This window comes from Enterococcus sp. FDAARGOS_375 (assembly GCF_002393265.1).
Lineage (GTDB): Bacteria > Bacillota > Bacilli > Lactobacillales > Enterococcaceae > Enterococcus_D > Enterococcus_D innesii.
The window spans coordinates 944,230-970,059 of record NZ_CP023515.1; the positions used below are offsets into that span (position 1 = coordinate 944,230).

A 25,830-nucleotide genomic window follows, 5' to 3' on the forward strand; every position below is an offset into this window, starting at 1 on the left:
CTAAAATCCTCTCAATCATGTAATCAATTCTCCCATCCATTTTACTTATTCAAGTCCTTTGACCCCAAACACAAAAGTTAAGACAAGTCCACCAATAAACGATAGCAGTAAACCAACTAAGTATGCCCATAAGGTAGGTCCAGCAAATGCAGGGATCGTTGTCAGTCCCCCAAATACAAACGCATTCCCAATAACATCAAAAGCACCCATAAAAGCACCACCAATCGCTGCACCGATACATCCTGCCGCTAATGGCGTCTTATACTTCACTCCAATACCATAGATCGCTGGTTCGACTATTCCAGATAGAAAAACAGAAGTAATAGCCGACACAGAAAAATTTTTTAAATCTTTATTCTTAGTCATAATAAAAATAGCTAACGCAGCACCGGCCATCCCAAAATTTGCGTTGGCGCCATAAGCAATAAGAGCAGAAGTACCTGTCGCAGCAATTTCAGGAATAATGATCATCGTATTAGGAGCCCAATGGAATCCAAACATAATCAAAATATTCCAAATGCCTCCAATAATTGCTCCAGTAACAATGCTGTTTATCGCTGTTAGTCTCCCAACAACATCGGCAATAAATAGACTAGCATAATTTCCAATTGGTCCAATAATACCGGCTGCAATCGGTACTAATAAAAACAAAAGTATGGTCGGTATAACAACCATATGCAAACTTTGCGGAATTACTTTCTTTAGAAAGAACTCCATTTTTGATTGAAGCCAAACAAGAATAATTGATGGAATCACTTGTCCTGTATAGCTAAATAATCGAATCGGCATACCCATGAATTGAATGATTGTTCCTGGTTGATCATTCATCATCGCTACAAAATCCGGCATAATCAGTACCCCTAAAACAGCAATAGCGATATATGCACTGGTTTTGAATTTCTTAGCAGAAGTGATAGCTACTAGCAATGGGAAAAAATAAAATACCGATGTTGCAGCTAGAGTTAGCAAAGTATTCGTGTCACTCTCTACACTCAATATTCCTAGTTCATTTGCTAAGATAGTAAATCCTCTTAAAAGACCCGCACCAGCGAGAAGCGGCAATAATGGAGAAAAGATACTGACTACTAACGAAACAAATCGGTTGATCAAACTTTCATTCCCTGTTTCTCCACTTTCCAATTCTGAATGATTACTCATATGTGCTCGTACTGCTTCATAAACTTCCCCTACATTTGTTCCTATAATGATTTGAAAACTTTTATCGTTGTCTACGATCCCTATGACTTCAGCTAAATTCTCGATTCCCTCAGCATCAACTTTACTTCTATCTTTGAATGTTGGTCTTAATCTTGTGGCACAATGAGTCAGACTAGAAATATTACCAGAACCACCCATCAACTCTAAAAGCATAATCCCCAATTCATCCATCTGTTTTCCTCCAAGAATTTTTAAATGTTATGACGTCATATCATTAAAAATAATATATAACGCTTTCATAATTATGTCAACAACAACTTTAGCAACGAAGCTAACATAAAAATATAAATAAAAACTATCTAATTTATCTATATTTCTATTAATAGAAATCTTGTAATTTTTAACATAAAAAAAGAACATGAAGTGAGCGAAGCTCGCCATTCATGTTCTTTTAATAAAAAGCTCATTCTTATTGTAATTCAAAAAAACAATTAGTCTTGGTTATTTCTGATAACAAAACCGCGTTTTTTGTCGTTGCTGCGGCGATTGTTTTTACGGGCACCATCTTTTGAATAGTTGCCGCGAGCTTTGTTGCCGTTGCCGCCGCCACGGTTCCCACCGTTTTCTTTGCGGTTACGATTGCCGCCATTGCTGTTATTGCTGCGACGACCATTTTTGTTGAATGATTTTTTCCCTTGAGGCAATGGACGCTCTGGTGTGATCTTGACTGGTGCTAAATCAGCAGGATCTTTCGCCATAGTTTTTAGAAGCAATGCTGCTAAATCTTGTGCAGAATAACGTTCTAATAGATCGTCGGCTGCTTGCAAGTATTTATCCAAACCATTTTCATCCAATTTGGTTTCAACAGATTCGATTGCGGCACCTAGTTGACCTTTGAATGCTTCTTTTTCGGTCGGTGGGCGCATTGGTGTCATCCGTTTTTTCGTTAAGTTTTCAATGACGTGCAGATAGCTCATTTCGTTTGGTGTAACGAAAGTCACAGACATTCCGCCTTTTCCAGCACGGCCAGTACGTCCGATCCGGTGAACATAGCTTTCAGGGTCTTGAGGAATATCGTAGTTATATACGTGTGTCACGCCAGAGATATCCAATCCACGAGCTGCAACGTCTGTGGCAACTAAGATATCTAGTTGACCACTCTTGAATGAACGCAAAACGCTCATCCGTTTTTGTTGAGAAAGGTCTCCATGAATGCCTTCTGCTTTATAGCCGCGGGCTTCTAAGCCGCGCGCCAATTCATCGACACGACGTTTCGTACGACCGAAAACGATGGTCAATTCTGGTGTTTGCACATCCAATAAGCGAGTCATGATATCAAATTTTTCGTAATCTTTTGAACGAACATAGTATTGATCAATCAAATCAGCGGTCATTTCTTTGGCTTTGATCTGTACATGTTCAGGCTCTTTCATGAATTTCACACCGATGTTTTTGATTGCTGGCGGCATTGTTGCTGAAAATAGTAATGTTTGACGAACATCTGGTACTTGGCTGATGATTTTTTCAATATCTTCCAAGAAGCCCATGTTCAACATTTCATCCGCTTCATCTAATACAAGCGTTTCAACGGTGCCTAATTTCAAGGTGTGGCGGTTGATATGGTCTAACATACGTCCTGGCGTACCAACTACGATATGGGGACGATCTTTTAGTTGACGGATTTGACGGCCGATATCGGCTCCACCGTAAACTGCTTGTACACGAATTTTTTTGTCTTTACCAAGACGATACAATTCTTCTTGGGTTTGGATCGCTAATTCACGGGTTGGGGCAATCACTAATCCTTGTAGTTGATGGTTCGTTGGGTCAATTTTTTCTAACATTGGCAAACCAAATGCGGCGGTTTTACCAGTACCGGTCTGTGCTTGACCGATCACGTCTTTGCCTGCTAAGGCTAATGGAATCGTTGCTTCTTGGATGGGTGTTGCTTCTTCAAAGCCGGCACGCTCAACAGAAGTCAATAATTCGTTGGATAATTCTAGATCTTTAAATTTCAAATGGATCCTCCTAGGCTGGTCATCTTTTCGATGCCTGTTTTTCTATCATCGAAGCGTAGGTTAGTTCTTCAGAAACACAAGAGTAGTCCCATTTACTCTTATCTTTCTCTTGGTACCGAAAAACCGCTTCACGAAGGCATTATAAAAGGCTAAAACAAGTGTTGTTTGTCTCAGCCATCATTTTATCTCAAAACGTCAATGTTTTTTACAGTAATCATTCTGTGCTTCATCTTTCGGCGTTAGATAAGTATAACACGCTTTGAAAATTTCAGCAAGATTTCAACTCCCTTTTACATTCCTTTTAGTGCATCAACGACTTCACTCAGGCCCATGCCATTGCTGCCTTTGATCACTAGGCTATCGGAAGGTTCTAAAGTTTCTATTAAGGAGGCGATCAGCTGTGGTTTTTCATCAATCGCAAAATAGCGCACCTTGTCAGCAAGGGCAGTGTTCGCTAGTCGTTTTTGCAATGCCTGCATTTCTTTGCCATAAAGGAAAACTAGCTGGAACGAGTCATCCAAGTGTGCGGCCATCTGCTCATGCATTTGTGCAGAATCTGGTCCTAATTCAAGCATATCTGCCAATACGGCGATCCGTCGTCCTGCTAAGGGCAGTTTGCGGAAGCTATCCAATACAAGACCCATGGCCGTCGGATTGGCATTGTAAATATCGCTTAAAATCGCTGCCCCATTATCGGCAGTCACCCATTGGGTACGATTTTTCGTCAATTGAAAATGCGCCAAGCCTTCCTTGATCGCTTCATCTGCTACACCAAAATGACGTCCTAACCCAATCGCGATCAAGGCATTTTTGACATTATAGCCGCCTAAGACCGGTAAGGTAAAGGTCGTACCTGCTACCGTAAAAATCGTCTGATCTTGCGATTCCTCCACGATGTCTCCTTGTAGATCTCCCTCAGTTAAGCCAAAAGTTTCAATGGTCTGCGTTAAATTGGGAACAAAGGGCTCTAACAATGGTTCATCAGCTGGCATCATAAAGAAGCCGTCTTTTTTCAATCCTGCGGTGATCTCCATTTTGGCTTTGGCGATCCCTTCTCTGGACCCTAAGTTTTCAATGTGGGCTTCGCCTATCAACGTGATAGCGGCAGCGTCAGGTTCTGCTAAGCGCGAAAGGACTTCGATTTCACCTGCATGATCCATTCCCATTTCTAAAATCAACACTTGGGTATCTTCTGGCGCATGCAAGATAGTCAAAGGCACGCCTAGTTCATTGTTGTGGTTGCCTTGGGTTTTATAGGTCTGGTACTTTTGGGCCATGACCGCTTCCACCATATCTTTGGTGGTCGTTTTCCCGTTACTTCCAGTAATACCGATGATTTTCGGTGCAAGCTTTTCTTTATACGCTCGTGCCAATTGTTGAAACGCTTTGACGGTATCCGTGACAGGAATCACAAGGATGTCTTGCGGCGGTTCGATCGTAGGGTGGCTCCACAGTGTGGCGATCGCCCCATTGTCTTTGGCTTGTTGGGCAAATTCATGTCCGTCACGGGTCCCCGCTAAGGGAACAAAGAGACTGTTTTCTTTGATCAGACGGCTGTCGAATTCCACAGAGGCAAGTGGCGTTTCATTTTCAATTTGCTGACCAAATACGGCAGCGGCTTCTTTTACAGTAAAATTCATCAGGTTCGCTCCTTTTTCCTAAAAAAAGAAAGCACAAGATCGCTTCAAGTATTTTCCTTGAGTTGAGCTGGCTTTCTTCCTGCTATTTATTCTGCTTCGTTTTCTGTTGCTTCTACATTGGTCAAGAACGAACGTCTTTGGTTGAAACGATTCATCCCTAATTGGATCAATTCTTCGATCAAATCCCCATAAGGCAAGCCGGTCTTCTCCCATAGCAGTGGGTACATGCTGAATTCAGTGAACCCTGGCATCGTGTTCAGCTCATTTAAAAAGAGCTCATTTTTATTGGTCAAAAAGAAATCACAACGGCTCAATCCGCTGCCGCCTAACATCGTATAGGCTTTTTTCGCAAACTCTTGAGCTTTGGCTTGTGTTTCTTCTGGAATTTGTGCAGGAATCTGCATCTCGATTCGGTTGTCAATGTATTTGGAATTGTAATCATAAAAGGCAACATCTTTTACGATTTCTCCCGGCATTGTGGTCCGAACGTCTTCGTTTCCAAGAACGGCTACTTCGATCTCACGGGCTTCGATTCCTTGTTCAACGATCGCTCGGGTATCGTAGCGATACGCTTCTTGTAGCGCATTTTGCAGTTCTTCACGGTTCTCGGCTTTCGAGATACCGACACTTGAGCCCATGTTGGCAGGTTTGACAAACATTGGATAAAGCAGACTGCCTTCACATTGATCGAAAATCTTTTTCGGATTTTCTTTCCACGCATTTTTCAAGACTGGTACATAGGGAACTTGCGGAATCCCCGCAGCTTGCAAGATATACTTGGTCATGATTTTGTCCATCCCACAGGCACTAGTCAAGACACCGGCTCCGACATAAGGCATTCCGATGGTTTCTAAAAACCCTTGGATCGTGCCGTCTTCGCCGTTTGGTCCGTGAAGTAAAGGAAAGACGATCGCGTCTTCTTCGTAGATTGCCCCAGGTGAAATTTCTTCCCCTTTGGTTTCTTCATTGGTCAATGCCAAAGTATCTGGAGACGTTGGCGCCTCAGTCAATAATGGGCCTTTTAACCAGCGTCCTTCTTTGGTGATCATTACTAATTGAACTTGGTAGTAATTATAATATACAGCATTAACAACTGAAAAAGCGGATAACAGTGATACCTCATGTTCTGCACTGCGTCCCCCGTATAATAAAATGATTTTCAAAAGAATTTCCTCCTGTATTCATTGATTCTACCAAACTAAGTCTTCCACATTTTAGCACAAAATCGACCAACCGGCATTAAATCTTGCAGAAATTTCTTTAAGCTTACACAGTCGTTAGTTGAATGTTTTTCATTTTGTCAGTACTATGAATATATCACGGCACGTTTAAAGAGGTGGGACTTATGACAGAACAAACCGCTCCTTCTAGAAAAGGACGATTAAAACAAATCGTTCAAGTCTTTTTGAAATACAAAGTCGTTCAAAATATCAGCAAACAGCAGCACCCCGAAATGGTGCGTCAAGCGTTTGAAGAATTAGGACCAACATTTATCAAGATCGGGCAGATGCTTTCGGTCCGCAATGATCTGCTTTCCAACACCTTCGTTGATGCCTTCAAGCAGCTACAGGACAATGTCAAAAGTGATCCATTTCCCAAGGTCAAAGCACTGCTGGAAGCAGAACTGCAGCAGCCGCTAACGGAAGTTTTTTCCGCTTTTGATGAAATTCCAGTCGCCTCAGCTTCCATCGGACAAGCCCATCGAGCAAACTTGCTCAGCGGCAAAGAAGTGATCGTCAAAGTACAGCATCCGGGGATCATTGCGGCGATCCAAGTGGATCTCGATCTTTTTGAAAAAGCCCTGCCGTTGGTTCGCGCAATTCCAGAAGCCAATGTAGTGGATTTAAAAAGCGTGCTAAGCGAAGTCCGACGATCCCTTGCAAATGAAACGAATTTTTTGCAAGAGATGAAAAATGCACAGGAATTCTACCGCAACAATCACCAAGACCCGCAGTTGGCATTGCCTAAAGTTTATCCCGAATGGTGTACTCAAAAAGTATTAGTCATGGATTACATGGCCGGTGAAAGCTTGAATTGCTTGCTGACCCGCAACAATCAAGACATCGTTTATGACAATCAGTCCGTGAAAGCCGTGAAAAAACAAGTGGGCACGCTATTAGTCGAAAACTTTATGAAGCAAGTCTTTGAAGATGGCTTCTTTCACGCTGATCCGCATCCTGGCAATCTTTTTTTACATGTCTTCACAGATCAAGCCAATCGACCAAAACCATTTCAGGTCAAGCAGCGCGTCGGTGTCCTTGGTGGTGTCGATTATTCGTTGAAATGGCAAGAAGAAGCGGTCATGCCGCCTTACCAAGTGATTTTCTTGGACTTTGGGATGATGGGGCATTTGGATCAGTCTTTACGCAGCCGTTTAGCCGATGCGTTGATTGCTCTTTATACCCAAGACACCCAAGAAGTCGGTAAAGCTGTCTTGCGGTTGTGCAACAGCAGCGGCAGTTCCTTTGACGAAGTCGCCTTCTACCAAGACCTACAAAAATTTGTTGAAAATTACTATAATATGCCGCTAAAGGATATCGACTTGCAAAAAGTGATGGCGGAAGTCATCACAATCTGCCATGATAACCAACTGCAGATGCATCGAGACATCACCTTGCTGATCAAGGCTTTTGGCACCTTGGAAGGTGTAATCAAAGCTTTAGACCCCGAATTGTCAATGATGGAAGTCACTCAGCCCTTTGCACAAAAATATTTCCTACAGCAGCTGAGTATTGAAGATGAGGTGAAAAAAAGCGCCTTGGCAACCGCAAAAAGCTTGCGGGCACTTAGCCATCTTCCTGATCGGACCTTGGCTGTCTTAGACACGTTTGCGACTGGTAAACACCGGTTGAATCTAGAAATCCGCGAACAAAAACAGCTATTGGACCGCTTTGATCAGATGGTCAATCGACTGGTGATCGGTATTATTCTAGCTGCGGTCATCCTTGGTTCTTCTTTATTGGTGGTGGCCAGTCCGCAACAAGGAGCTTTCGTCCATCAGATGGGGATCTTCGGATATACCTTGGCATTTTTCGCGATTGTGGCTTTAGTTGGTAAATACTTCTATGATCGTTTTCGTAAGAAATAAATAAGCACCTTCAATTCCCGTGTTTCATGCAGAAGCTGGGTCTTGAGGGTGCTTATTTTGCAAGGGTCTGTCGCAATTCGTTTTCAAAGATTCGTTTGAAGGCTTCCCGATCCTCTTTCGTAAAAGGCTTCGGTCCTTTTGTGCGCTTGCCTGCTTTACGCATCTGCGCACCTAAGTAGCGTTGTCCGAGTAAAAAATCGATCGTTTCTGGCAAATACTCTGTGCCATTATGGTGAAAAACCCGCGCTTTTTTCGGCAAGACCAACGAGGCTAAGCCATAATCTTGGGTGACGAGAAAATCGCCGGGTTCTATTTCCTTCACGATTTCATAATCCGCGCGATCCGAGCCTTTGTCGACATAGACAAAGTGAACGTGGGCAGGATAATCTTTGGTCGTATAATGATCGACACTGGTCACGATCACTACCGGCAGCTGATACTGCTGAGCCAGTTCAATCACTTCATTTTTCACTGGCGAACCGTCGCCGTCAATAAAAAGCCGCATCTGCTTGCTCCTCTCACAAATTTCTTCGTTTACAATTACTTCTATTGTAAGAGGAGCACCTAGAAGATGCAAGCAGACTTTGCGGTATTTTCATTTCAGTCTTGCTCAATGAGGGAACTAGAATGACGATCTTTCTTTCACTAACGAGCAGTTAAGCTCACCTATCAACTTTAGAAAAGGCTCGTTCCTTCAGCTCATAAACGACATCGCAAGCCTTTGCTACTTCTTGTTCATGGGTCACTAAGATAATACATTTTTTTTGCTCATGGGCAATTTCTTGAAACAGTTTAACGATTTCTTTGGAGGTCGTTTCATCCAAGTTTCCAGTCGGTTCATCGGCTACGATCAGCTCATGCTCACAGCACAACGCGCGAACGATAGCGACCCGCTGCTGTTGCCCACCCGATAATTGGGTCACTTTTTTCAGTGCCAGCTCTTCTGTGATGCCAACTTTGGCTAAGTTGGCTAAAGCATAGGCCTTTTTATCGGCTTGCTGTGACTTGGCGATCGCCATGGCTGTGATCACATTGTCCAGTGCCGACATATAAGGCAGTAGATTATAGGCTTGGAACACGATGGAAACATCTTTGCGACGATATTCCCGCAATCCGATTTTCGCTAACGTTTCTTCGTTGTAAAGGATCTTTCCTTCTTTCGGGGTATCTAGGCCCGTGATCAGCGACAAGAAGGTTGTTTTCCCCGATCCGCTGGAACCTAAGATCGCATACATCTTGCCAGGTTCAAAGGTCAAATCAACGCCACGAAACAGCGCTTCTGCTTCGCTTTGATACCAATAGCCTAATTGTTCTGTTCGTAATGTCATGTCGTTCCTCCTAAGAAACCAAGATTTTTTTCGGATTCAACCGCAAAATGCCCGCGGAAGAGAGTATGATCGAGCCAAAACTGATCCCTAGACCGAGTAATGCCAATAGACCAATTTGTTGAGGGGAAACGGTGATTTCTAAGGACTCCACTTCTGCTGATTGGGTGAAGGATGGGAAAGAACCACCACGATTGCCGCCCATTTGCGGCATCTCCCCGCCTCCAGGACCAGCGTTTTCAGTGGCTGCTTGGTCAGTCGTCGTCTCCGTTTGTTGCGCCAATAATTGCTCTCCGACAGCATTACCGACAAGATTGCCGCTAGCGGCCGCAATCCCTAAAGCAAACACCATACAGACAAAAATCTCTGTGAAAAATTGTAGAATCACTTTGGCCCGTGACTCACCTAAAGAGAGCAATACGCCAATCTCATAGCGACGTTCCCGAATCGACATCATCACGATCAACGTCAAAATAATGATACCGGCAGCAGCAACTAAGACAATAATATTTTTTGCAAAGCTAGCGACATTATTCAACGGTGTCAGCATCGATTGATACATTTGATCGTTGGTTTGGATGCTGTAGGTTTCTGTATCGATCAACCCTTCTGCTTCTTCCACGAATGCTGTCATTTCAGACGGATCACTCAAGGTATAAGTTGCCGAATCAATGGTGTCCTCATTGCCGCTCAACGTATTGGCAAGGGTATAAGAAGCAAAGATCGTGTTGGCTGGGTTGAGAAAGTTAAACATTTGGCTCATGCTGTTGCCAACTTCACTCGTTTCATAGATCCCTTTGATAGTCACTTCTACTTCATTGTCCTCTGCATCAGTGATCGAAAACGTATCTCCGACCGCCAAATCATTCGCTTCAGCTAGTGAGGATTCGATCAGGACTTGGTTCGTACCTTCATCCTCAGAAGTAATGCCTTCCCCATCCGTGATCGTCGCTGTTCCTTCCGAAAAAGTCGTATACGCCGCACTGGTTGATACGCCAGTGATTTGGAAATCACCTGTACTCATACTCCCACCAGGCATACCTCCTGGCATACCGCCCATTTGCCCCGACTCGCTGCTATCGGTTGCTTCTGACTCTGTCGAGGAGTCACTGCTAGAGATCGGTTCGATCCCGCTGACGGCATCAGCGGAGGTACTGACTTCAAAACTATATGAAGCAACCCCGTCTAAATCAGCGATTGCTTGGGCATCTGTGATCGCTACGGGTGTCGATTGAAAACTCCCTGGATCTGGTCGGGTGCTCTGGTCATCGCTGTCAGATGAAGAACTTCTTTGCTGAAAAGCCTGCTCACGGTTGGCTTGCAACGTCACGGTTGCGCCGACACTTTTCTGAGCATTTTCAGTCGCTACTAGCGCTGCACTGCGAATCGTCAAACCCGCCAATACAAAAATCAAGATTGCAGAAAATACAGCGATCAGCAACAGGCTCCGGCCTTTTTTCGCCCATAAACTTTGAAGACCTCGTTTCAAAAAATTCATCTTTGTTCCTCCTGAATAGCTATTTATTGTCTTTCGACTATAAGGATCCTAGCTTAAATTGACCTTAAACCATCTCCTGATTTTTTGAATCGTAGAAACAGACCGCATCTGCTTCCTGCGATCTGTTGATTTTTTGGATAAACATTTGGTGATGATTGGCGAAACTTCAACTAACGACCAAAACCACCGCCCATCTGATTGGTTGTCGCCGTTGCACCTGATTGGGTCAAGTTAGCGATCGTATCCGTGACGGACAATGTTCCTAATTCTGTCCCATCACTAAGGGTTCCGCCAGCATAATAACCGGAGACTGCTTGTGCATCATTTGTTCCCCCACTGACCAATGTATAGCTGCTATCGGTCAAATCTGGGCTAGAAAGAACCACGTGTTGGTAGCTTTTGCTTGGTGCATAAGACAAGATCGTCTGTCCTTGACTATCCTTTAAGGTCACTAGGGTCTCTGCTGATTGGGTTTGATCGAAACTGATTCCGATCGACTGTTGACTACCACCGCTAACGTTCATGGCCATATCGGTCGTGCCTGCCGCTAACAAGACGCCGCCGGTGAGTTCAAATGTGCCGTTATAGTCCAAAGCACCATTACCTCCGGTCGTTGGACCATTTACGATGACGACGCCATCACTCATGGTGACATTGCCATTACTATCTAGGCCGTCCCCTTCGGCATCAATGACCAACGTTCCACCAGTGATCGTGATCTGTTTACTGTCATCCGCGGTATCGCCACCGCCAGGGCCGCCACCAAAACTGTCTTGACCAAATTGTCCCGTTGTTTCATCCGTATCACTGCCACCACCGGCATTGATCCCGTCATCGCTAGCCACGACGTGTGTCGTGCCACCAGCAATCGTGATTACACTTGCTTCTAGTCCTTCATAGGATTCTTCGATAGAAATCGTTCCGTCGGAGATCGTCAATTCATTGTCGGCGTGGATCCCATCATCGCCACTGCTGGCAGTGATCGTACCACCTGCAATGTTGATCGTATCATTGGCATGCAAGCTATCATCCGCACTATCGATCGCAAAGGTACCACTGGTGATGGTCATCACACCGCCAGCTTTCAATCCTTTGTAACTTTCATCCGTCACTAGCGACTGACTTTGTGCCCCATCAGCCGTTTTGATCGTAATATCAGCTGATTGTACGCTTAAATTTGTTTCTGCTTGAATCCCGTCACGACCACTTTGGATCGAAAAAGTACCACCATCGATCGCAACGTAGCCTTTTTCCGCATCTTCCGTATTATTCGCTTGGATACCATCTCCTTCAGTGGTGTTCAGTGTGTAGTTCCCCGCCAAGATCGATACGGAATCTTTTCCTTTGATGGCGTTGTTTTTCGCTGTGATTTCAATCGTACCACCTGCTAAAACCAAATCATCTTTGCTGCGCAGTCCGTTGCTGTAATTTCCTGTGATCACCAGCGTCCCATCGCCATTGATGGACAAATCTTCTTTACTATAAAAGGCAGCATCTGGTTCTGTCTCGCCTTCTGCCAAGGTGTAGCTGCTGCCATCCGTCAGAGTATTCGTCGTATCACTGGCTAAGGTCGTGATGACTTTTTCTGCTTGTTCGATGACGACGGCCGCCCCGTCTTCATTGGTGATCGTGACACCTGCAAAGATCAGATGGACTTTTTCTTCTTTGTTGACGTTGACAACCAGTTGCCCATTACTTAACGACCCGCTGACGACATAGGTGCCGGCTTGGGTGATCGTCACGGTTTGGTCTTCCACTGAAACGCCATCAACAGCCGTCGTGTCGCTGCCATTCAATTCAAGTTGCGTAGCAGTTGCCTCATCGTAGGAAGCATCAACATCTTCTTCTTCGTAACTACCGTAATAGTCCACAGAATCATCAAGGGTCGTTGAAACGTTGGTCACTGCGGCCGAACCAGAAACAGCTGCTGCGGAACTGGAACTGCTGCTCGTGCTAGTACTATCGGTTTGCCCGCAAGCGCCTAAGAGCAGTGATGAGAGCAAGAGTGGATAAATGAGTTTTTTCATAAAAGGTTCCTCCTTCTACAGCTCATCGCGGTTAGCGGTGAGCTTGCCTAAAACAACAGGTAAATTGCCATTACGAACCCGAACTTCATCAATGATTTGCTTTTCTTGCGCTTGGTCTTTTAACAGCAACTGATAGCGCAATTCATACAAGCTTCCCATCGTCGTCGTTCGAACCGATGTCAGTTTGGCAGAATGCGTATATTTTTCAAAGAGATCATCGAATAATTGCGGATAATCCAAATCTTCCGGAATCGTGACCTTCAGTTCCCGTTCACTCGTAGCTTGTCGATCGCCAAAGGGCACCGTATATAAAAGGGTCAAGAAAAGCGCCACGATAATGGAAAAAATGACCACATAGCCGACATACCCCATCCCAGTTGCCAGACCGATCCCCATCGACCAAAAGACGCTGGTGATCTCTCTAGAACCCCCGGGAACCGAGCGGAAACGAATCAAACTGAAAGCGCCTAAGATCGCCACCCCTGTGCCAAGATTGCCATTGACTAACATGATCACCGATTGAACGAGAATCGGTAAGACTGCCAAGGTAATGACGAAGTTTTTCGTATAGACATTGCGGATCATATGGATCGCTGCCACTAATAACCCTAAAAGCAATGAGGCAGCGATACATATCAATAAGCTACTCCATTCAAGGGTGCTCGTATCGCCAGAAAATAGACTAGATAACATGTAACCGTTCCTCCTTCTTGAATAAATGCCGTTGATAGGTTTGGGCATACTTTGAAAAGCTGCCTTTGCGCACACTGTATTTGTTCAGTAGTTCCACAAACCATATTGGATAAGAGCCGAGGGCTTTGACTTCCATCAACACTCCGACTTCCGGTGCGACTAGCGCACCGTCACTGCCAGAACCTAACATGAGATCACAGGTGCGAAAGCGAATGTTTTGATCGAACGTCACACGAAATTCACTATCATCATCAACAAACAGCGACAGGCGATCATAGGCAATCAATACTTTCGGCAGCAGGTCCGGGTTTTTCTTAAATAACCAGTGGATCTCCGCAGCGATTTGCGGGGCTTCCTCCATTGACGGCAAGACCCCCGTTTGCATCCAGCGGCAATAGTCAGCATAGGGCATCGGAACGCGGCGTTTGTAGACCACGCCACTGACTTTCTTCTTGATCTCTAAAAAAATCAACTGTTGTTCTGTTGGTACCCCATAGCTACGGACCCGAAATTTTTCTTTGTATTTCGGTTTGTCCATGGAATGACGAATAAAGCGGTAATCCTGGGTATCGTAATACAAGGACATAATCGTGTGTTGCCCATATTCATCGATCGCCATTTTTTGCTGCAACTCGCCAATAAATGCTGGAAATTGCTCCTTAGTTAATAGATATTTCGTCTCTTTTCTTTGAAAGACTTTTTTTAATTTCATAAAATGTTCCTCCCTTGAAATCCATGCACTGAATTTACGGCAGCTATCTTAAATGCAGCTTAAGACAAAACAGTTTTTTTAAGCATTTTTTATGCTATTCGTGCTATTCTTATCCTTAAAGAGGTGGGAACATGATTAAATTATTAGTAATCGAAGATGACAAAACATTATCTGAAAATATGAAAGAAATCATCAGCGAAATCGGTGAAGTCACGCAAGCATATGATGGCAGCGAAGGCTTGTACGAGGCAGAAACGGGGATCTATGACTTGATTATTCTTGACTTGATGATGCCTGAGATGAACGGCTACGAGGTGCTTTCAGCATTGCGAAAAAAAGGACTCCAAACACCCGTCCTGATTTTGACCGCCAAAGACGGCTTAGAAGACAAAGTAACCGGCTTTCAAAAAGGGGCTGATGATTATTTGACTAAGCCTTTTTATCGGGAAGAGTTATTGATGCGGATCAAAGCGTTACTAAAACGCTCCTTAGGTTTGTTCAATGAAAATACACTGGAATATAATGGATTGCTCTGTAATCTTGGCACCAACGAGGTCAGCTACCAAGGGGAGCTTTTACCGATTCAAGGGAAAGAATTTGAGCTACTGCTTTATTTTCTACAAAATAGAAACATTATTTTGACCAAGGAACAGATTTTTGATCGCATCTGGGGATTTGATTCAGAAACGACCCTGACTGTCGTCGAAGTCTACATGAGCAATCTGCGAAAACACTTGCGCCAGACAGGAATCGACAAAGAGATCCGCACGTTGCGAAATGTCGGCTATATCATGCAAGGAGCCTAGTCTATGAACAAAGAACGCACTAAGAGACAACGACTGCACTCTTTTCTCCTAAATGTCAGTGCCTTTGCCTTGGTTTTCTTACTTTTAGGAACCATCGTCCTCCAATTATTCAACCAATCGGCTTATCGACAAACCGATATTTCTTTGGAACAAGCAATCAAAGATACTCGCTTGATCCAAGCTGAGATCAGCGCTTCGCAATCCAATCTAGAGGTATTGCCGCCGGATAGTGCCATGCCAAAGATCCCTGGGACCAATCGCTTCAATACCCAGTTGATCCTCTGGTCTGAGGACGGCGAGATTTTAAACAAACAGACCTTAGGCGGCCGTTTTTCACAATTGGCAAGTCTATCTTTAGATACGAGACACTTAGACAGTATCACGTCTTTTTCAGTGGTGGATCAGTCCTTGTCAGAGGAAGAAGAAACCCTTTTGTTTCGCTCAATCACCACTAAAGCCCCAACCAATGACGCCGGGGTCGGCTATATCCAAGTCTTAGCGAACACCAATCAAATCAAAAATGCCATGAACAATTTCCAAACCATCTTGATTTTATCGATGATTTTTTTCTGGATTCTCTCGATCGGGATCAGCTACTTGCTTTCCAGCTTGAACATGCGCCCGATTTTAGCCTCGTGGAAGAAACAACAAGAATTTGTCGAAAATGCTTCTCACGAGCTGCGCACACCATTGACGATCATTCAAAACAGTCTGGAGCGCCTGTTTACCAAGCCCAATCATACGATCATTGAAGAATCTGAAAGCATTGCCCAAGCGTTAGCGGAAACCCGGCGGCTGACTGGTTTAACGGCGGACCTGCTGACGATCGCCCGCAGTGATTCCAATCAACTGCTGTTAACGAAAGAAACCGTCGAATTAGCTCCGTTTATCGATGACTTAGTCAAACCTTTCAAAGAAATTGCCGAATTGGATCAAAAACATTTTATTGTCGAAAATTTTGCCAAAACGACCGCTTGCTTTGACCAAAAGAAAATTCATCAAGTCCTCGTGATTCTCCTAGATAATGCCTTAAAATATACCAGCAGCGGTGATAAAATTACGCTCTTATCGGAGATTTCTAACAAGCAATGGCTGCTCGAGGTCAAAAATACTGGCCCAACTATTTCCGATGAAGAGAAAGCTCGCATCTTTGACCGCTTCTACCGCGAGGATCGTTCCCGCTCCAAGGAGACCGGCGGCTATGGTTTAGGCTTAGCAATCGCCAAGCAAATCGTCGAAGAGCACAAAGGACAAATCCAGGTCAAAGATTTGCAGCCACGAGGGGTTATTTTTCAGATTCGCTTACCTAAAGAAGGATAAAGGAGAAAAACAAATGCAGGTCATCACCCTTAAAGAACACCCTGAATACTTAGCAGAAGCCATTCGTTACTTCCAAAATCAGTGGGCTAGCCCCAACTCCCTCATGGTTTATGAGGATAGCCTGACCCATAGTTTTTCAGCAAATCCTTTGCCGCAATGGCTGCTGCTGGTCAACGAAGAAATCGCAGCAGACGGACGTTATCAAATCATCGGCTGCGGCGGCTTGATCCCCAACGACTTCATCAGTCGGATGGATTTGACCCCTTGGCTTTGCGCCTTGTATGTGGACCCTTTGTGGCGTGGCCAAGGCGGTGCCCGCCTTTTGATCGAAACAGCCAAGCAACGTGCTGCTGGAGCTGGTTTTGATTCTCTGTATCTATGTACGGATCTTTCTACTTTTTATGAGCAGTTTGCTTTTGAACCGATTGGCACTGGTTACCATCCTTGGGGAGAATCTTCCACCATTTATCGCTGTTCCCTCACTTAAATAAACAAAAAAAGCTGTGAACAAAAATGTTCACAGCTTTCTTCACTCACAGTACTATTGCTAGTAGAATACCCTATCTCCACAAAAGGAATATTCCGACACCCTACAAATCCGGTAGGTTGCTTACGCGGTGTGCCTCTGCTATCAATCTGGTCAGCTAATGCTAGACCTTCTCGACTCGTCGCATGAGGATTACTTTACCATAAAATTAGTCGGAATACTACTGTTTTTTATAAAATTAAAACTGCTGATACGCATTTCTCAAGAAAGAGTGCCTATCAGCAGTTTTTCATGAATCAATGGTTACTTTTCAATAGAAACATTCCCATCGACGGTTTAAAAACTTAGGATAAGAAGGTCGCTACTTTGGTCGTAATCAAATCGATGGCTACGTGGTTTTCGCCGCCTTCTGGTACGATGACATCAGCATACCGTTTTGTCGGTTCGATGAATTGATGATACATTGGTTTTACCACCGTCAAGTATTGTTCGATCACAGAATCCAACGTCCGGCCACGTTCTTCCATATCACGTTTGATTCGGCGAATAATCCGAATATCATCGTCTGTATCAACATAAAGTTTAATATCCATTAAATTACGTAATCGCTCATCTTCTAGAATCAAGATCCCTTCCAAGATAATGACTTCTTTGGGTTCTTGAATGATCGTTGCTTCGCTGCGAGTATGAGCGACATAATCATAGACAGGTTTTTCGATCGTTTGATATGCAAGCAGCTGCTGCAAGTGATCGATCAACAAATCAGTATCAAATGCAAAAGGATGGTCATAGTTGGTGTTCAACCGTTCTTCAAAGCTCAGATCACTTTGGTCTTTATAGTAGGAGTCTTGTTCAAGCATCATAATAGAATGGTTGGGGAAATGATTAAAGATCGCCCGACTCACGCTTGTTTTTCCACTACCTGATCCACCTGTCACACCAATAATAATGGGCTTGCCATTCGTCATTCAATTAACCTCTTTCATCTTAAAAAATTCACACTGGTTCTATTATAGCGAAAATTCGGCAAATTACTACTGTTTCTGTAGAATCAGTGCTGTAATAAAGGAAGTAATTGCTGCAAACGTTCGATCTCATAAGTAGGCTGAATCTCACCGCTGTTTTTTTTCTTTGGATTGAACCAAATCGTATCGATCCCTGCCAGTTGTCCGCCTAAGATATCTGAAGTCAGTGAATCGCCAATGATGACTGTTTCTTGTTTTTTTACGTTTGGTATGCGAGCAAACACATAGTCAAAATATTCTTTCATTGGTTTTTGATAACCCGTATCTTCTGAAACAAAGATATCACGGAAATAGGGCTTTAATTTGGCATCTTCCAAGCGGCGGTGTTGGGTTTCAGAAACCCCGTTGGTCACCACGTATAGGTCAAAATGTTGCGCTAACTCCGCTAAGACCTCATCACTATTGTCTAACAGTTTATGTCCTTCATTTAGAAATTCTCGGTACGCCAATTCAACTGCTGGGCTATCGACCTGAATGCCTTGCGTTTCAAAAAACAAGCCGAAACGCTCATTGATGACTTGGTCTCTCGTGATTTTTCCTTGCTCAAACTGCTGCCACAAATCATGATTGATGGTTTGATAGCTTTGTTTGCGCTCTGGGGTCATTTCCAAGCCATGAGCTTCAAATAGTGCTTTTAAGGCTTGATCTTCGGTATCTTGAAAGTCGAGGATCGTGTCATCGACATCAAATAATAATGTTTTATACTTCATTTTCTCCCTCTTTCTCAGCGGAAATGCGCCGCCAATCCTTTTAATTCTTCTTGCGTCAACGAGCGATAACTGCCCACTGCTAAATCATCTGGTAGAACCAGCGAACCCATCGCTGTTCGTTTCAGCTGAATCACTTTTTTTCCCCGAGCTAGAAACATCTTCTTCACTTGATGGAATTTGCCTTCAGCAATTTCTAACGAAACAAAGGAACGATCCACTCGGGCATCGATGATCGTTAAGTCAGCTGGTTTGCAGGTGACACCGCCATGAAAGGTGATCCCTGCGGCAAATGCTGTCACATCCTCAGGGGTCACCAAGTCATTGACCACCACTTCATACCGCTTGGTCACTTTTTTGGTGGGATGTAGCAAGTCATAGCCTAACTGACCATTCGTTGTTACCAATACCAATCCTTCCGTGTCCCGATCCAGCCGCCCGACGGCATAAAGATCAGGATGTTGATCCTTTGGTGCAATCAAATCGATCACTGTCTGGTGCTGTTGATCCAGATTGGCTGTAACGACACCATTGGGCTTATTGACGATATAATAGCGTTCCTGTGTTTCCAGCTGTCGCCCTGCAACCATGACTTGATGCAAGGCGCTATCGACATTGCGCTCGGGTCTTCGCTCAATCCTTTGATCCACAAGGACCTTTCCTTGCTGGAACAACCGCTTCATCTCTTTCCGAGAAGTATTCAATTGTTGCTCGATCACTTTATCTAAACGCATAAGTTCTTCTCCATAGTGGCTATTATAGCTCAGGATCTAGCGAAAGGAAACTGCCGGGATTTCATATGATTTGACTTTCTTTGTCTTTTTGCGTAAGGTTAAAGAGTAAAGTAAATATAGTTTCTCATACACAGCGTTATGACCTGGTGGAGAAAAGTTGAACCAAAACTTTCTGGGGCAGTTGTGTACACAACTGCCCTTTTGCGTGTTTTCACTCACGTACCACTTAATGTGCAGAGTTAACAAAATTTGCTTAAAAAATCTCGTTATTAACGAGAAAATTTTAGGAGGAATTGAGTTATGTCAGTATCATTAGAAGTTACGAAAAGAGAAGTTCGCCCACGTTCTTTACGGAACAAGTTGCGTCACGAAGGAAAAGTACCTGCAATTGTCAATGGGTACAAAGTAGAAAGCACACCGATTGCTGTCAATGCAGCAGAATTAGAAAAGATCTTGCGTGAAAATGGATTGAATACCGTTATTACGATCAGTTTAGAAGGTAAAAAAGTCAATACACTGATCAAAGAGTATCAATCAGATACCTTCACACGCAATTTAACCCACGTTGAATTCCTATCTGTCGATATGAATGAAGAAACCGAAGTAGAAGCAGAAGTAACCTTGATTGGCGAATCTGCTGGTGTCAAAGCTGGTGGTGTTCTAGCACAAAACTTGTATACAGTCGTTGTATCAGCAACACCAGACAAATTGCCGGAACGTGTTGAGATCGATGTAACGTCATTAGAGATCGGTGATTCATTAACAGTGGCTGATCTGCCTAAGAACGACGAGTACACGATCGTGACCGATCCAGAAGAACAAATCGTTGCGGTTACTGAACCACAAGAAATCTCTGAAGATGAAGAAGCCGGCGAAGCTGCTGAGCCAGCAGTTATCGGTGAAGACGAAGAATAATCATAGACCGACATTCTTATAATCGCGTCTTCAATCAACAGACAGTTCTAAGAAATGTAAGACTCTTGAAGGGCTTTCCCTTTAAGAGTCTTTTTCATTCTTACGAAGGGCTAGTGCGCTGCAACTGGCTATTTTCCGCTGAAAGGCGTCATTGCAAAACTTTGTCCAACCATCCCAACAAATTTTTAAGAGAATATTTAAAATGCGTCGCTGACCAAAAAGAAAAGCAGAAGTAGTTGCATTTTTGACGGTTCTTCATTATGATAAATAGACAAATTTGATGTTAATGGCAAGCCTACTTGAAGGAGGGATTTATTATGTTTGAAACATTTGATGATCACCGCAGTCGTTACGCTTCTGGCGGTATTGTTCAAACACTACCTAGCGAACTGATCGATAGTATATGGTTAATCATTGATCTTGATTTAAAAGGGTTTATTCCGTTGACAAATCTGCTCACCTTTGAAGTCCAAAACAATCATGGTCGTGTCACCCTGCTTTTTTCTCAAGCCCAAAGTCAAATCGAACTTGGTGTTGATCTACCGTACCGGTATTCCGACCTGTATCCCCAAAAAGTCTATGTATATGACGATGGGCAACGGCAAACGATTTTATTGCCTAGTGAGACCCGTTAACGTCCATTCATATTGATTTTTTATAACAATACCTATATAAAAAACCACCCTTTTTGTTTTAGAAGGTGGTTTTTTTTTGCATACCTCCTCTCATTTAATTTTATCTAGCAGCAATTTCAAATAAATGCTCGACAAAAACCTCGTTTTTTATTACGTTTTATTGACTATTTTTTGTGCGTTAAAATAACGAGTGAATTTCCCTTATAATAAGGACAGTTGTAAAATTCAGCTGAAAGAGGTGCATGATGTTGAAAAATATTCTTGAAAAAGATATTATGCAAATGCTGCGACTGTCCACAACACTCTTAACCGAAAATCCCCTCCCCTTGAGTAAAGCTGCTGCCGCCCAAAATCTCTCTGTCAAAACGATCCGTCGACTGTTATCAAGCTATTTAAACGAGGATCTTTCCTTCCACTATGATGTAGAACAAGGACATATTCGCGCAAACCATCGTTTGCAGCAGCCATCAACCGGCCACTCCCTGTCCCATACAGAAATGATTGCTGCACTGTTCAACAAAAGCGTGAATTATCAGCTGCTCTTGCTCTTGTTAAAAATGCCGACTATTTCCTTTGCAGATCTCTACAAACGCTATTATCTTAGCCCATCCAGTTTGCATCGGCGCTTTTCAGCCTTTTCCAGCTTTTTAGCACCTTATCAACTAGCTATCGATCGCCGCAGCTATCCTTTGATTACTGGCAATGAACGACAACTGCGCTATTTGCTTTTTCGCCTTACCCTCTTAGCAAACCCAACGCTTTCCCCCAAACAAGCGTTTCAAGAACTGAAGCAGATCCATCAGTTGCGCGCAAACGCTTTTTATCCCAACACCCCTTCCACGTTTACTCAGCAAATTTATCCAACATGTTTTGTGCCGCGTTTTTATTTAGTCGATGAACGCAGCTACTTATTTTTATGGAAACAACTGCTAACACTGGAACCTTTCTATGTGCCAACAGAAGAAGCCTTCCTTTTGCGACGAATCATCACGCCGATTTTGTTGGAGCATCCGCTCCAACAGCCGTTAGAGGTTCTTTTGCCGAATTTTTTTCAAGCCCATCTGCTGGGGGCATTGTTGGAAGGCAATTTATTTGTCTATCCGCCACTAAACACTCGCTTATCTGAACGTTCCCGACGTTTGGTCCAGGCTTTATTGACACAGCTTCCCCATTACGAAAAACTTTTAAAGAAGCACCCTGAGCTTCCCTTGCTTTATGAATGCATTTGGCAAGAGCTCTCTTTTTTCCAACCGATCATTGCCTTTCCCCAACAAAAAGAGCGCCCGCTTGAATAGCGGTACGCTCTTTTTAAAATCATTTTACTATCAGTAAATTATTGTGCGTCAGCATCAACGATTTTCACTGAACCTTGCCATTGTTTTTCAACAAAGTCTTTGATTTCGTCTGAATGCAACACTTCGATCAATTTCTTGATTTTGTCGCTATCTTCATCACCACTGCGGACAGCGATCACGTTGACATAAGGAGAATTATCCGCTTCTAACAAAACAGAATCATCCGCTGGATTCAAATCGATTCCGAATGCGAAGTTCGCATTGATGGCAATTAGGTCTGCTTCGTCGTTTTGATAAGCAGTCGCCAAAAGAGATGGATCGACGTCATGTTTAAATTCTAAGTTTTTCGGATTTTCAGCAATATCATCAAAGGTTGCCGTTTCTGTATCAACGCCGTCTTTTAAGGTGATCAAGTCAGCATCTTGTAAAATCGTTAGGATACGACCCCAGTCAGATTCAGAAGTGGAGGTAAGAACCGTTGCACCATCTTCTAGTTCTGAAATATCAGAGATTCGTTTTGAGTAAAGACCCATTGGCTCGATATGGATCGCACCGGCATTGACAAAGTCATAGCCATTGTCTGCGATTTGTTTGTTTAGATAAGGAATGTGTTGGAAGTAATTGGCATCGATATCACCATTTTCCAATGCTTTGTTTGGCAACACATAATCATCGAAGGTTTTGATTTCAAGGTCAATGCCTTCTTCTGCTAGTAAAGGTTTGGCTTGTTCTAAAATTTCCGCATGAGGGGTAACTGATGCACCGATCACTAATTTTGTTGATTCTCCCTCAGCCGCAGATGAGTCAGAGCTTCCTGAATTTGAGCCTGTTCCGCAAGCAGCTAAAGCGGCAGTTAATAATAACGTTGTTGCAATACCAAAAATCTTTTTCATATCCATTTCCTCCCATATTTTCCACTTTTTGTTCTTCGTTTCATTTACCGTTTGTCGGTGGCCTTCGCAAGGAAATCGCCGACCCCTTGGATAATGAAAACGATAATTAAAATAATCACTGTTGCGACAAGGGTAACAGTGTAATTTCCACGTTGAAATCCTTCTTGCCAAGCCAAAGCGCCTAGCCCACCGGCACCGATCGCGCCTGCCATGGCGGTATAACCAATCATTGAGATCGTTGTGACTGTCAGTCCTGAAATCAATGCCGGAACACTTTCTGGGATCACGATCTTATAAATGATCTCCCAGTAACTAGCGCCCATCGCTTCTGCTGCTTCAATCACACCGGGATTGACTTCACGAAAAGCAATTTCCACCATCCGAGCATAAAACGGTGCTGCCGATAATACTAATGCTGGGATCGCTGCTTTTGCCCCTAGGAACGAACCGACTAATAACGTTGTAAAGGGAATGATCAAGACCATTAAAATCATGAATGGTGTTGAGCGAAAGGCGTTACTGATGATGGAAACCACATTATAGAAAATGTTGGCTCCCGCCGTTTGTTTACGCCCTAGTGAATAAAGCGCCAATCCTAGAAGCAAACCGATCACAACCACTAAAACCATGGAGAAGAAAGTCATAAACAAGGTGTCTAGGGTTGCTTGCTGCATGTTGGCCCAATCGACTTTTTCAAAATTAAAATAGGTTTCTACAAATGACTTATCCACGTTCAATCACCTCCACGCCTACTTGCTGCTCTTTGAAAAAGGCGATCGCTTTTTCGATCTCACTTGCTTCACCTGTCAATAAGACCGTCAAGCCGCCAAAGGATCCTTCATTGGTTTGTTGGATCTTTCCATAAACGACATTGACATCGATCTGGAAGCGGCGAATTGCTTGTGAAATGACTGGTTCATTGGCGTTGTCTTGTGTGAATGTTAAGGTCACTAAATGCCCTTGCGGATTTTCTCGTAAGAAGGCTTGCCGTAGTTCTTCGACATCTTCTTCTGGTTCCAAATCTTGCTGAACAAAACGTTTGGTCACTTCTTGCTGCGGGTTACGGAAAACCGATTGTACTGATCCTTCTTCCACGATCTGCCCATGCTCCATCACCGCGACTTTGTTGCAGATTTTGCGAATGACGTTCATTTCATGGGTAATCAGGACGATCGTCAAATGCAATTTTTTATTGATAGAAAGCAAGAGATCCAGCACTTCTTCTGTTGTTTGTGGATCTAACGCACTCGTTGCTTCATCACACAGCAAAATTTCTGGTTCATTCGCTAATGCACGAGCAATCCCGACTCTTTGCTTTTGTCCGCCAGACAATTGTGCCGGATAGGCAGTTTCCCGTCCTTCCAACCCAACTAACTTGATCAGCTCTTGTGCTCGTTGCCGGCGTTTTGCTTTTTCAACGCCTGCCAACTCCAATGGCAATTCGATGTTCTCCGCCACCGTACGAGACCATAATAGATTAAAGTGCTGAAAAATCATGCCGATTTTTTTGCGGAAGTTTCTCAATTCTTTGTTTTTTAATGCCAAAATATTTTGACCGTTAATGACTACATCTCCTGCTGTCGGCAATTCTAAGCCGTTCAACAAACGAACTAATGTACTTTTCCCAGCACCAGAGTAGCCGACGATTCCATAGATATCGCCTTTTTCCACTTGCAGTGAAACATCATTGACGGCGTGGACAGCCGTTTGCTTTTTGCCGAATGACTTTTTTACATGCGACAATTCGATTAATGCCATGTTATTCCCATCTTTCCTCTTTGGTTGGTTAAACACAAAAAAAGCTTTCATCCTCTGTACATTATACTGTTACAAAGGACGAAAGCACAACTTCCGCGTTACCACCTTGATTTACTGTCGATTCACATCAACAGCCTCGCTCAGTACTTGAATTGCTTCGCATACTGCTGCACTGTAACGGGTGCCTCCCGTGATAGGCTTGTTTCCACTCACCTCTCATGCTCAAAGACCATCTTCCATCCTCTCTCCGTTGCCCATTTGCACCAAACAGGGCTCTCTGTGTACGTTAAGAACATGTACTCTTCTTTTCAAAGCATTCATTTATTGAGCAAATTATAGCAACGTCTTATCCGACTGTCAATTCTTTTTGAAAAAATAGTCGTTTTTACAGATTTGACTTACAAGGCTTCAAATTGACTTGGGTCAACCTCTTTGAAGCTGACCAGCCAAGCGTTCATTTCGTCTTCATCATTTAAGGTATCAATGGATTGATCGATTTTTTCATTTACGGAAGAAATCACGCCCGTCAATGGACTTGGAAATTCACTGACTGCTTTTTCCGCTTCCAGCTCAACAAGGGTCTCTCCTTGTTTTAAAGCAGTTCCTGCTTTTTGAATCGAAGCAAACGTGACCGCACCAAGTTCTTCTTGCGCTTCTTTTGTTAAACCGACACAATATTCTTTCCCGTTAAACAAAACCCACAAATTATCTTTTTTTCTTAAGCATTTCTTTTCCATGATTCTAGTAAGACTCCTTCATATTCATTTTCTTTAAATCCATTAATCAAAAAGCGGTCGCCGCTAACTAGCAGTGGGCGCTTGATCAACATACCATCGGTTGCCAGCACGTCGGCTGCGTCTTGGGCAGCCATGGTCGGCACTTTTTCTTTTAATTGCAATTCACGGTATTTCATGCCGCTTGTGTTAAAGAAACGGGTTAACGGTGCTTCGCTTGATTGGATCCAAGCCAGCAATTGTTCCGGTTGAGGCGGTGTGGTAACCATATCGATCGCTTCAAAGGGAATCTCGTGCTCTTCTAACCAACGCTTCGCATTTCGGCATGTACTGCATTTTGGGTACCAATAAAATGTAATCAT

General features: G+C 43.6%; 25 protein-coding genes and 1 other annotated feature. Of the genes, 7 read left to right on the plus strand and 18 right to left on the minus strand.

All coding sequences use genetic code 11. The features are described 5' to 3' along the window. Window positions 1-45 precede the first annotated feature (45 nt). The 4 genes from CO692_RS05420 to CO692_RS05440 all read right to left on the minus strand — a co-directional run bounded on the left by CO692_RS05420 (window position 46) and on the right by CO692_RS05440 (window position 5,979). Window positions 46-1,389: a PTS transporter subunit EIIC gene (locus CO692_RS05420; protein WP_096741772.1), complete on the minus strand. Its 1,344-nt coding sequence runs from the start codon at window positions 1,387-1,389 to the stop codon at window positions 46-48. A gap of 260 nt (window positions 1,390-1,649) precedes the next feature. Further along, window positions 1,650-3,176: a degradosome RNA helicase CshA gene (gene cshA / locus CO692_RS05430; protein WP_077452275.1), complete on the minus strand. Its 1,527-nt coding sequence runs from the start codon at window positions 3,174-3,176 to the stop codon at window positions 1,650-1,652. A 290-nt stretch (window positions 3,177-3,466) separates the two neighbouring features. Then, entirely contained in the window at window positions 3,467-4,816 is a 1,350-nt protein-coding gene (locus CO692_RS05435; RefSeq protein ID WP_096741774.1) for a UDP-N-acetylmuramoyl-tripeptide--D-alanyl-D-alanine ligase, read from the minus strand. Between the two features lie 86 nt (window positions 4,817-4,902). Next, window positions 4,903-5,979 (minus strand): D-alanine--D-alanine ligase, encoded by a 1,077-nt coding sequence (locus CO692_RS05440; protein ID WP_096741775.1) that lies wholly within the window; start codon window positions 5,977-5,979, stop codon window positions 4,903-4,905. Window positions 5,980-6,161: 182 nt separating this feature from the next. On the opposite strand from CO692_RS05440, the gene CO692_RS05445 reads away from it, so the two are divergent. Next, complete coding sequence (locus CO692_RS05445; protein WP_081117781.1) at window positions 6,162-7,904, plus strand: ABC1 kinase family protein; 1,743 nt, start codon at window positions 6,162-6,164, stop codon at window positions 7,902-7,904. A 52-nt stretch (window positions 7,905-7,956) separates the two neighbouring features. Here the strand turns inward: CO692_RS05445 and CO692_RS05450 are convergent, their stop codons facing one another. The 6 genes from CO692_RS05450 to CO692_RS05475 form a co-directional block, all read right to left on the minus strand. Continuing rightward, window positions 7,957-8,409, minus strand: coding sequence for a YaiI/YqxD family protein (locus CO692_RS05450; protein ID WP_015510428.1), 453 nt, complete (start codon window positions 8,407-8,409; stop codon window positions 7,957-7,959). A gap of 157 nt (window positions 8,410-8,566) precedes the next feature. After that, window positions 8,567-9,232 (minus strand): ABC transporter ATP-binding protein, encoded by a 666-nt coding sequence (locus tag CO692_RS05455; RefSeq protein WP_081117782.1) that lies wholly within the window; start codon window positions 9,230-9,232, stop codon window positions 8,567-8,569. A gap of 10 nt (window positions 9,233-9,242) precedes the next feature. Further along, window positions 9,243-10,727: an ABC transporter permease gene (locus CO692_RS05460; protein ID WP_096741776.1), complete on the minus strand. Its 1,485-nt coding sequence runs from the start codon at window positions 10,725-10,727 to the stop codon at window positions 9,243-9,245. A gap of 170 nt (window positions 10,728-10,897) precedes the next feature. Further along, window positions 10,898-12,754 carry a carbohydrate-binding domain-containing protein gene (locus tag CO692_RS05465; protein ID WP_096741777.1) on the minus strand — a complete coding sequence of 619 codons (1,857 nt, stop codon included), beginning with the start codon at window positions 12,752-12,754 and terminating at the stop codon, window positions 10,898-10,900. A 15-nt stretch (window positions 12,755-12,769) separates the two neighbouring features. Then, window positions 12,770-13,447: a DUF4956 domain-containing protein gene (locus tag CO692_RS05470; RefSeq protein ID WP_077452281.1), complete on the minus strand. Its 678-nt coding sequence runs from the start codon at window positions 13,445-13,447 to the stop codon at window positions 12,770-12,772. Further along, entirely contained in the window at window positions 13,437-14,159 is a 723-nt protein-coding gene (locus CO692_RS05475) for a polyphosphate polymerase domain-containing protein (protein WP_096741778.1), read from the minus strand. The genes CO692_RS05470 and CO692_RS05475 overlap by 11 nt, the downstream gene beginning before the upstream one ends. A gap of 131 nt (window positions 14,160-14,290) precedes the next feature. Here CO692_RS05475 and CO692_RS05480 point away from each other — a divergent pair, with 131 nt between their 5' ends. Genes CO692_RS05480 through CO692_RS05490 form a run of 3 tightly spaced genes read left to right on the plus strand, consistent with a single transcriptional unit; the run spans window position 14,291 to window position 16,772 of the window. Beyond that, window positions 14,291-14,965 (plus strand): response regulator transcription factor, encoded by a 675-nt coding sequence (locus tag CO692_RS05480; protein ID WP_077452283.1) that lies wholly within the window; start codon window positions 14,291-14,293, stop codon window positions 14,963-14,965. A 3-nt stretch (window positions 14,966-14,968) separates the two neighbouring features. Next, a complete protein-coding gene (locus CO692_RS05485) occupies window positions 14,969-16,285 on the plus strand; it encodes a sensor histidine kinase (RefSeq protein WP_096741779.1) in 1,317 nt (438 codons plus the stop codon). A gap of 13 nt (window positions 16,286-16,298) precedes the next feature. Continuing rightward, entirely contained in the window at window positions 16,299-16,772 is a 474-nt protein-coding gene (locus CO692_RS05490) for a GNAT family N-acetyltransferase (RefSeq protein WP_081117786.1), read from the plus strand. Window positions 16,773-17,116: 344 nt separating this feature from the next. Here CO692_RS05490 and udk read toward each other — a convergent pair whose 3' ends face one another. The 3 genes from udk to CO692_RS05505 all read right to left on the minus strand — a co-directional run bounded on the left by udk (window position 17,117) and on the right by CO692_RS05505 (window position 19,238). Beyond that, window positions 17,117-17,740 (minus strand): uridine kinase, encoded by a 624-nt coding sequence (gene udk / locus CO692_RS05495; RefSeq protein WP_005227927.1) that lies wholly within the window; start codon window positions 17,738-17,740, stop codon window positions 17,117-17,119. Window positions 17,741-17,823: 83 nt separating this feature from the next. Next, window positions 17,824-18,507 carry a YjjG family noncanonical pyrimidine nucleotidase gene (locus tag CO692_RS05500; protein ID WP_077452286.1) on the minus strand — a complete coding sequence of 228 codons (684 nt, stop codon included), beginning with the start codon at window positions 18,505-18,507 and terminating at the stop codon, window positions 17,824-17,826. A 14-nt stretch (window positions 18,508-18,521) separates the two neighbouring features. Further along, on the minus strand, window positions 18,522-19,238 hold the full coding sequence (locus tag CO692_RS05505; RefSeq protein ID WP_081117787.1) for a 16S rRNA pseudouridine(516) synthase: 717 nt from the start codon (window positions 19,236-19,238) through the stop codon (window positions 18,522-18,524). Window positions 19,239-19,538: 300 nt separating this feature from the next. Between CO692_RS05505 and CO692_RS05510 the strand changes: the two genes are divergently transcribed. The 3 genes from CO692_RS05510 to CO692_RS05520 all read left to right on the plus strand — a co-directional run bounded on the left by CO692_RS05510 (window position 19,539) and on the right by CO692_RS05520 (window position 22,083). Beyond that, window positions 19,539-20,153: a 50S ribosomal protein L25/general stress protein Ctc gene (locus CO692_RS05510; RefSeq protein WP_005227923.1), complete on the plus strand. Its 615-nt coding sequence runs from the start codon at window positions 19,539-19,541 to the stop codon at window positions 20,151-20,153. A gap of 317 nt (window positions 20,154-20,470) precedes the next feature. Next, window positions 20,471-20,788: a DUF960 domain-containing protein gene (locus tag CO692_RS05515; RefSeq protein WP_005233624.1), complete on the plus strand. Its 318-nt coding sequence runs from the start codon at window positions 20,471-20,473 to the stop codon at window positions 20,786-20,788. Window positions 20,789-21,030: 242 nt separating this feature from the next. Next, entirely contained in the window at window positions 21,031-22,083 is a 1,053-nt protein-coding gene (locus tag CO692_RS05520; protein WP_096741780.1) for a helix-turn-helix domain-containing protein, read from the plus strand. Between the two features lie 38 nt (window positions 22,084-22,121). On the opposite strand, the gene CO692_RS05525 is transcribed toward CO692_RS05520, so the two are convergent. From CO692_RS05525 to CO692_RS05545, 5 genes are all read right to left on the minus strand, one after another. Then, the gene (locus CO692_RS05525; protein WP_077452288.1) at window positions 22,122-22,976 is read right to left on the minus strand and encodes a MetQ/NlpA family ABC transporter substrate-binding protein; all 855 of its coding nucleotides are present in this window, start codon (window positions 22,974-22,976) and stop codon (window positions 22,122-22,124) included. A 44-nt stretch (window positions 22,977-23,020) separates the two neighbouring features. Further along, a complete protein-coding gene (locus tag CO692_RS05530; protein WP_060791558.1) occupies window positions 23,021-23,707 on the minus strand; it encodes a methionine ABC transporter permease in 687 nt (228 codons plus the stop codon). Then, window positions 23,700-24,734, minus strand: a complete 1,035-nt coding sequence (locus CO692_RS05535) for a methionine ABC transporter ATP-binding protein (protein ID WP_096741781.1) — start codon at window positions 24,732-24,734, stop codon at window positions 23,700-23,702. The genes CO692_RS05530 and CO692_RS05535 overlap by 8 nt, the downstream gene beginning before the upstream one ends. Before the next feature lie 71 nt (window positions 24,735-24,805). Continuing rightward, window positions 24,806-25,055: a binding site (T-box leader), on the minus strand. Window positions 25,056-25,132: 77 nt separating this feature from the next. Beyond that, a complete protein-coding gene (locus CO692_RS05540) occupies window positions 25,133-25,471 on the minus strand; it encodes a glycine cleavage system protein H (protein ID WP_010749086.1) in 339 nt (112 codons plus the stop codon). Further along, window positions 25,453-25,830: an arsenate reductase family protein gene (locus CO692_RS05545; protein WP_096741782.1), complete on the minus strand. Its 378-nt coding sequence runs from the start codon at window positions 25,828-25,830 to the stop codon at window positions 25,453-25,455. Before CO692_RS05545 ends, CO692_RS05540 begins: the two co-directional genes overlap by 19 nt.

What these genes read in the sequence shown, in the direction of transcription:
- udk (WP_005227927.1), bottom strand. Translation starts at nt 17,740, where the DNA reads ATGACGAATGGCAAGCCCATTATTATTGGTGTGACAGGTGGATCAGGT.
- CO692_RS05475 (WP_096741778.1), bottom strand. Translation starts at nt 14,159, where the DNA reads ATGAAATTAAAAAAAGTCTTTCAAAGAAAAGAGACGAAATATCTATTA.
- CO692_RS05485 (WP_096741779.1), top strand. Translation starts at nt 14,969, where the DNA reads ATGAACAAAGAACGCACTAAGAGACAACGACTGCACTCTTTTCTCCTA.
- CO692_RS05515 (WP_005233624.1), top strand. Translation starts at nt 20,471, where the DNA reads ATGTTTGAAACATTTGATGATCACCGCAGTCGTTACGCTTCTGGCGGT.
- CO692_RS05520 (WP_096741780.1), top strand. Translation starts at nt 21,031, where the DNA reads ATGATGTTGAAAAATATTCTTGAAAAAGATATTATGCAAATGCTGCGA.
- CO692_RS05465 (WP_096741777.1), bottom strand. Translation starts at nt 12,754, where the DNA reads ATGAAAAAACTCATTTATCCACTCTTGCTCTCATCACTGCTCTTAGGC.
- CO692_RS05525 (WP_077452288.1), bottom strand. Translation starts at nt 22,976, where the DNA reads ATGAAAAAGATTTTTGGTATTGCAACAACGTTATTATTAACTGCCGCT.
- CO692_RS05540 (WP_010749086.1), bottom strand. Translation starts at nt 25,471, where the DNA reads ATGGAAAAGAAATGCTTAAGAAAAAAAGATAATTTGTGGGTTTTGTTT.
- CO692_RS05470 (WP_077452281.1), bottom strand. Translation starts at nt 13,447, where the DNA reads ATGTTATCTAGTCTATTTTCTGGCGATACGAGCACCCTTGAATGGAGT.
- CO692_RS05455 (WP_081117782.1), bottom strand. Translation starts at nt 9,232, where the DNA reads ATGACATTACGAACAGAACAATTAGGCTATTGGTATCAAAGCGAAGCA.
- CO692_RS05505 (WP_081117787.1), bottom strand. Translation starts at nt 19,238, where the DNA reads ATGCGTTTAGATAAAGTGATCGAGCAACAATTGAATACTTCTCGGAAA.
- CO692_RS05500 (WP_077452286.1), bottom strand. Translation starts at nt 18,507, where the DNA reads ATGAAGTATAAAACATTATTATTTGATGTCGATGACACGATCCTCGAC.
- CO692_RS05450 (WP_015510428.1), bottom strand. Translation starts at nt 8,409, where the DNA reads ATGCGGCTTTTTATTGACGGCGACGGTTCGCCAGTGAAAAATGAAGTG.
- CO692_RS05535 (WP_096741781.1), bottom strand. Translation starts at nt 24,734, where the DNA reads ATGGCATTAATCGAATTGTCGCATGTAAAAAAGTCATTCGGCAAAAAG.
- CO692_RS05480 (WP_077452283.1), top strand. Translation starts at nt 14,291, where the DNA reads ATGATTAAATTATTAGTAATCGAAGATGACAAAACATTATCTGAAAAT.
- CO692_RS05435 (WP_096741774.1), bottom strand. Translation starts at nt 4,816, where the DNA reads ATGAATTTTACTGTAAAAGAAGCCGCTGCCGTATTTGGTCAGCAAATT.
- CO692_RS05545 (WP_096741782.1), bottom strand. Translation starts at nt 25,830, where the DNA reads ATGATTACATTTTATTGGTACCCAAAATGCAGTACATGCCGAAATGCG.
- CO692_RS05490 (WP_081117786.1), top strand. Translation starts at nt 16,299, where the DNA reads ATGCAGGTCATCACCCTTAAAGAACACCCTGAATACTTAGCAGAAGCC.
- CO692_RS05460 (WP_096741776.1), bottom strand. Translation starts at nt 10,727, where the DNA reads ATGAATTTTTTGAAACGAGGTCTTCAAAGTTTATGGGCGAAAAAAGGC.
- CO692_RS05510 (WP_005227923.1), top strand. Translation starts at nt 19,539, where the DNA reads ATGTCAGTATCATTAGAAGTTACGAAAAGAGAAGTTCGCCCACGTTCT.
- CO692_RS05420 (WP_096741772.1), bottom strand. Translation starts at nt 1,389, where the DNA reads ATGGATGAATTGGGGATTATGCTTTTAGAGTTGATGGGTGGTTCTGGT.
- CO692_RS05445 (WP_081117781.1), top strand. Translation starts at nt 6,162, where the DNA reads ATGACAGAACAAACCGCTCCTTCTAGAAAAGGACGATTAAAACAAATC.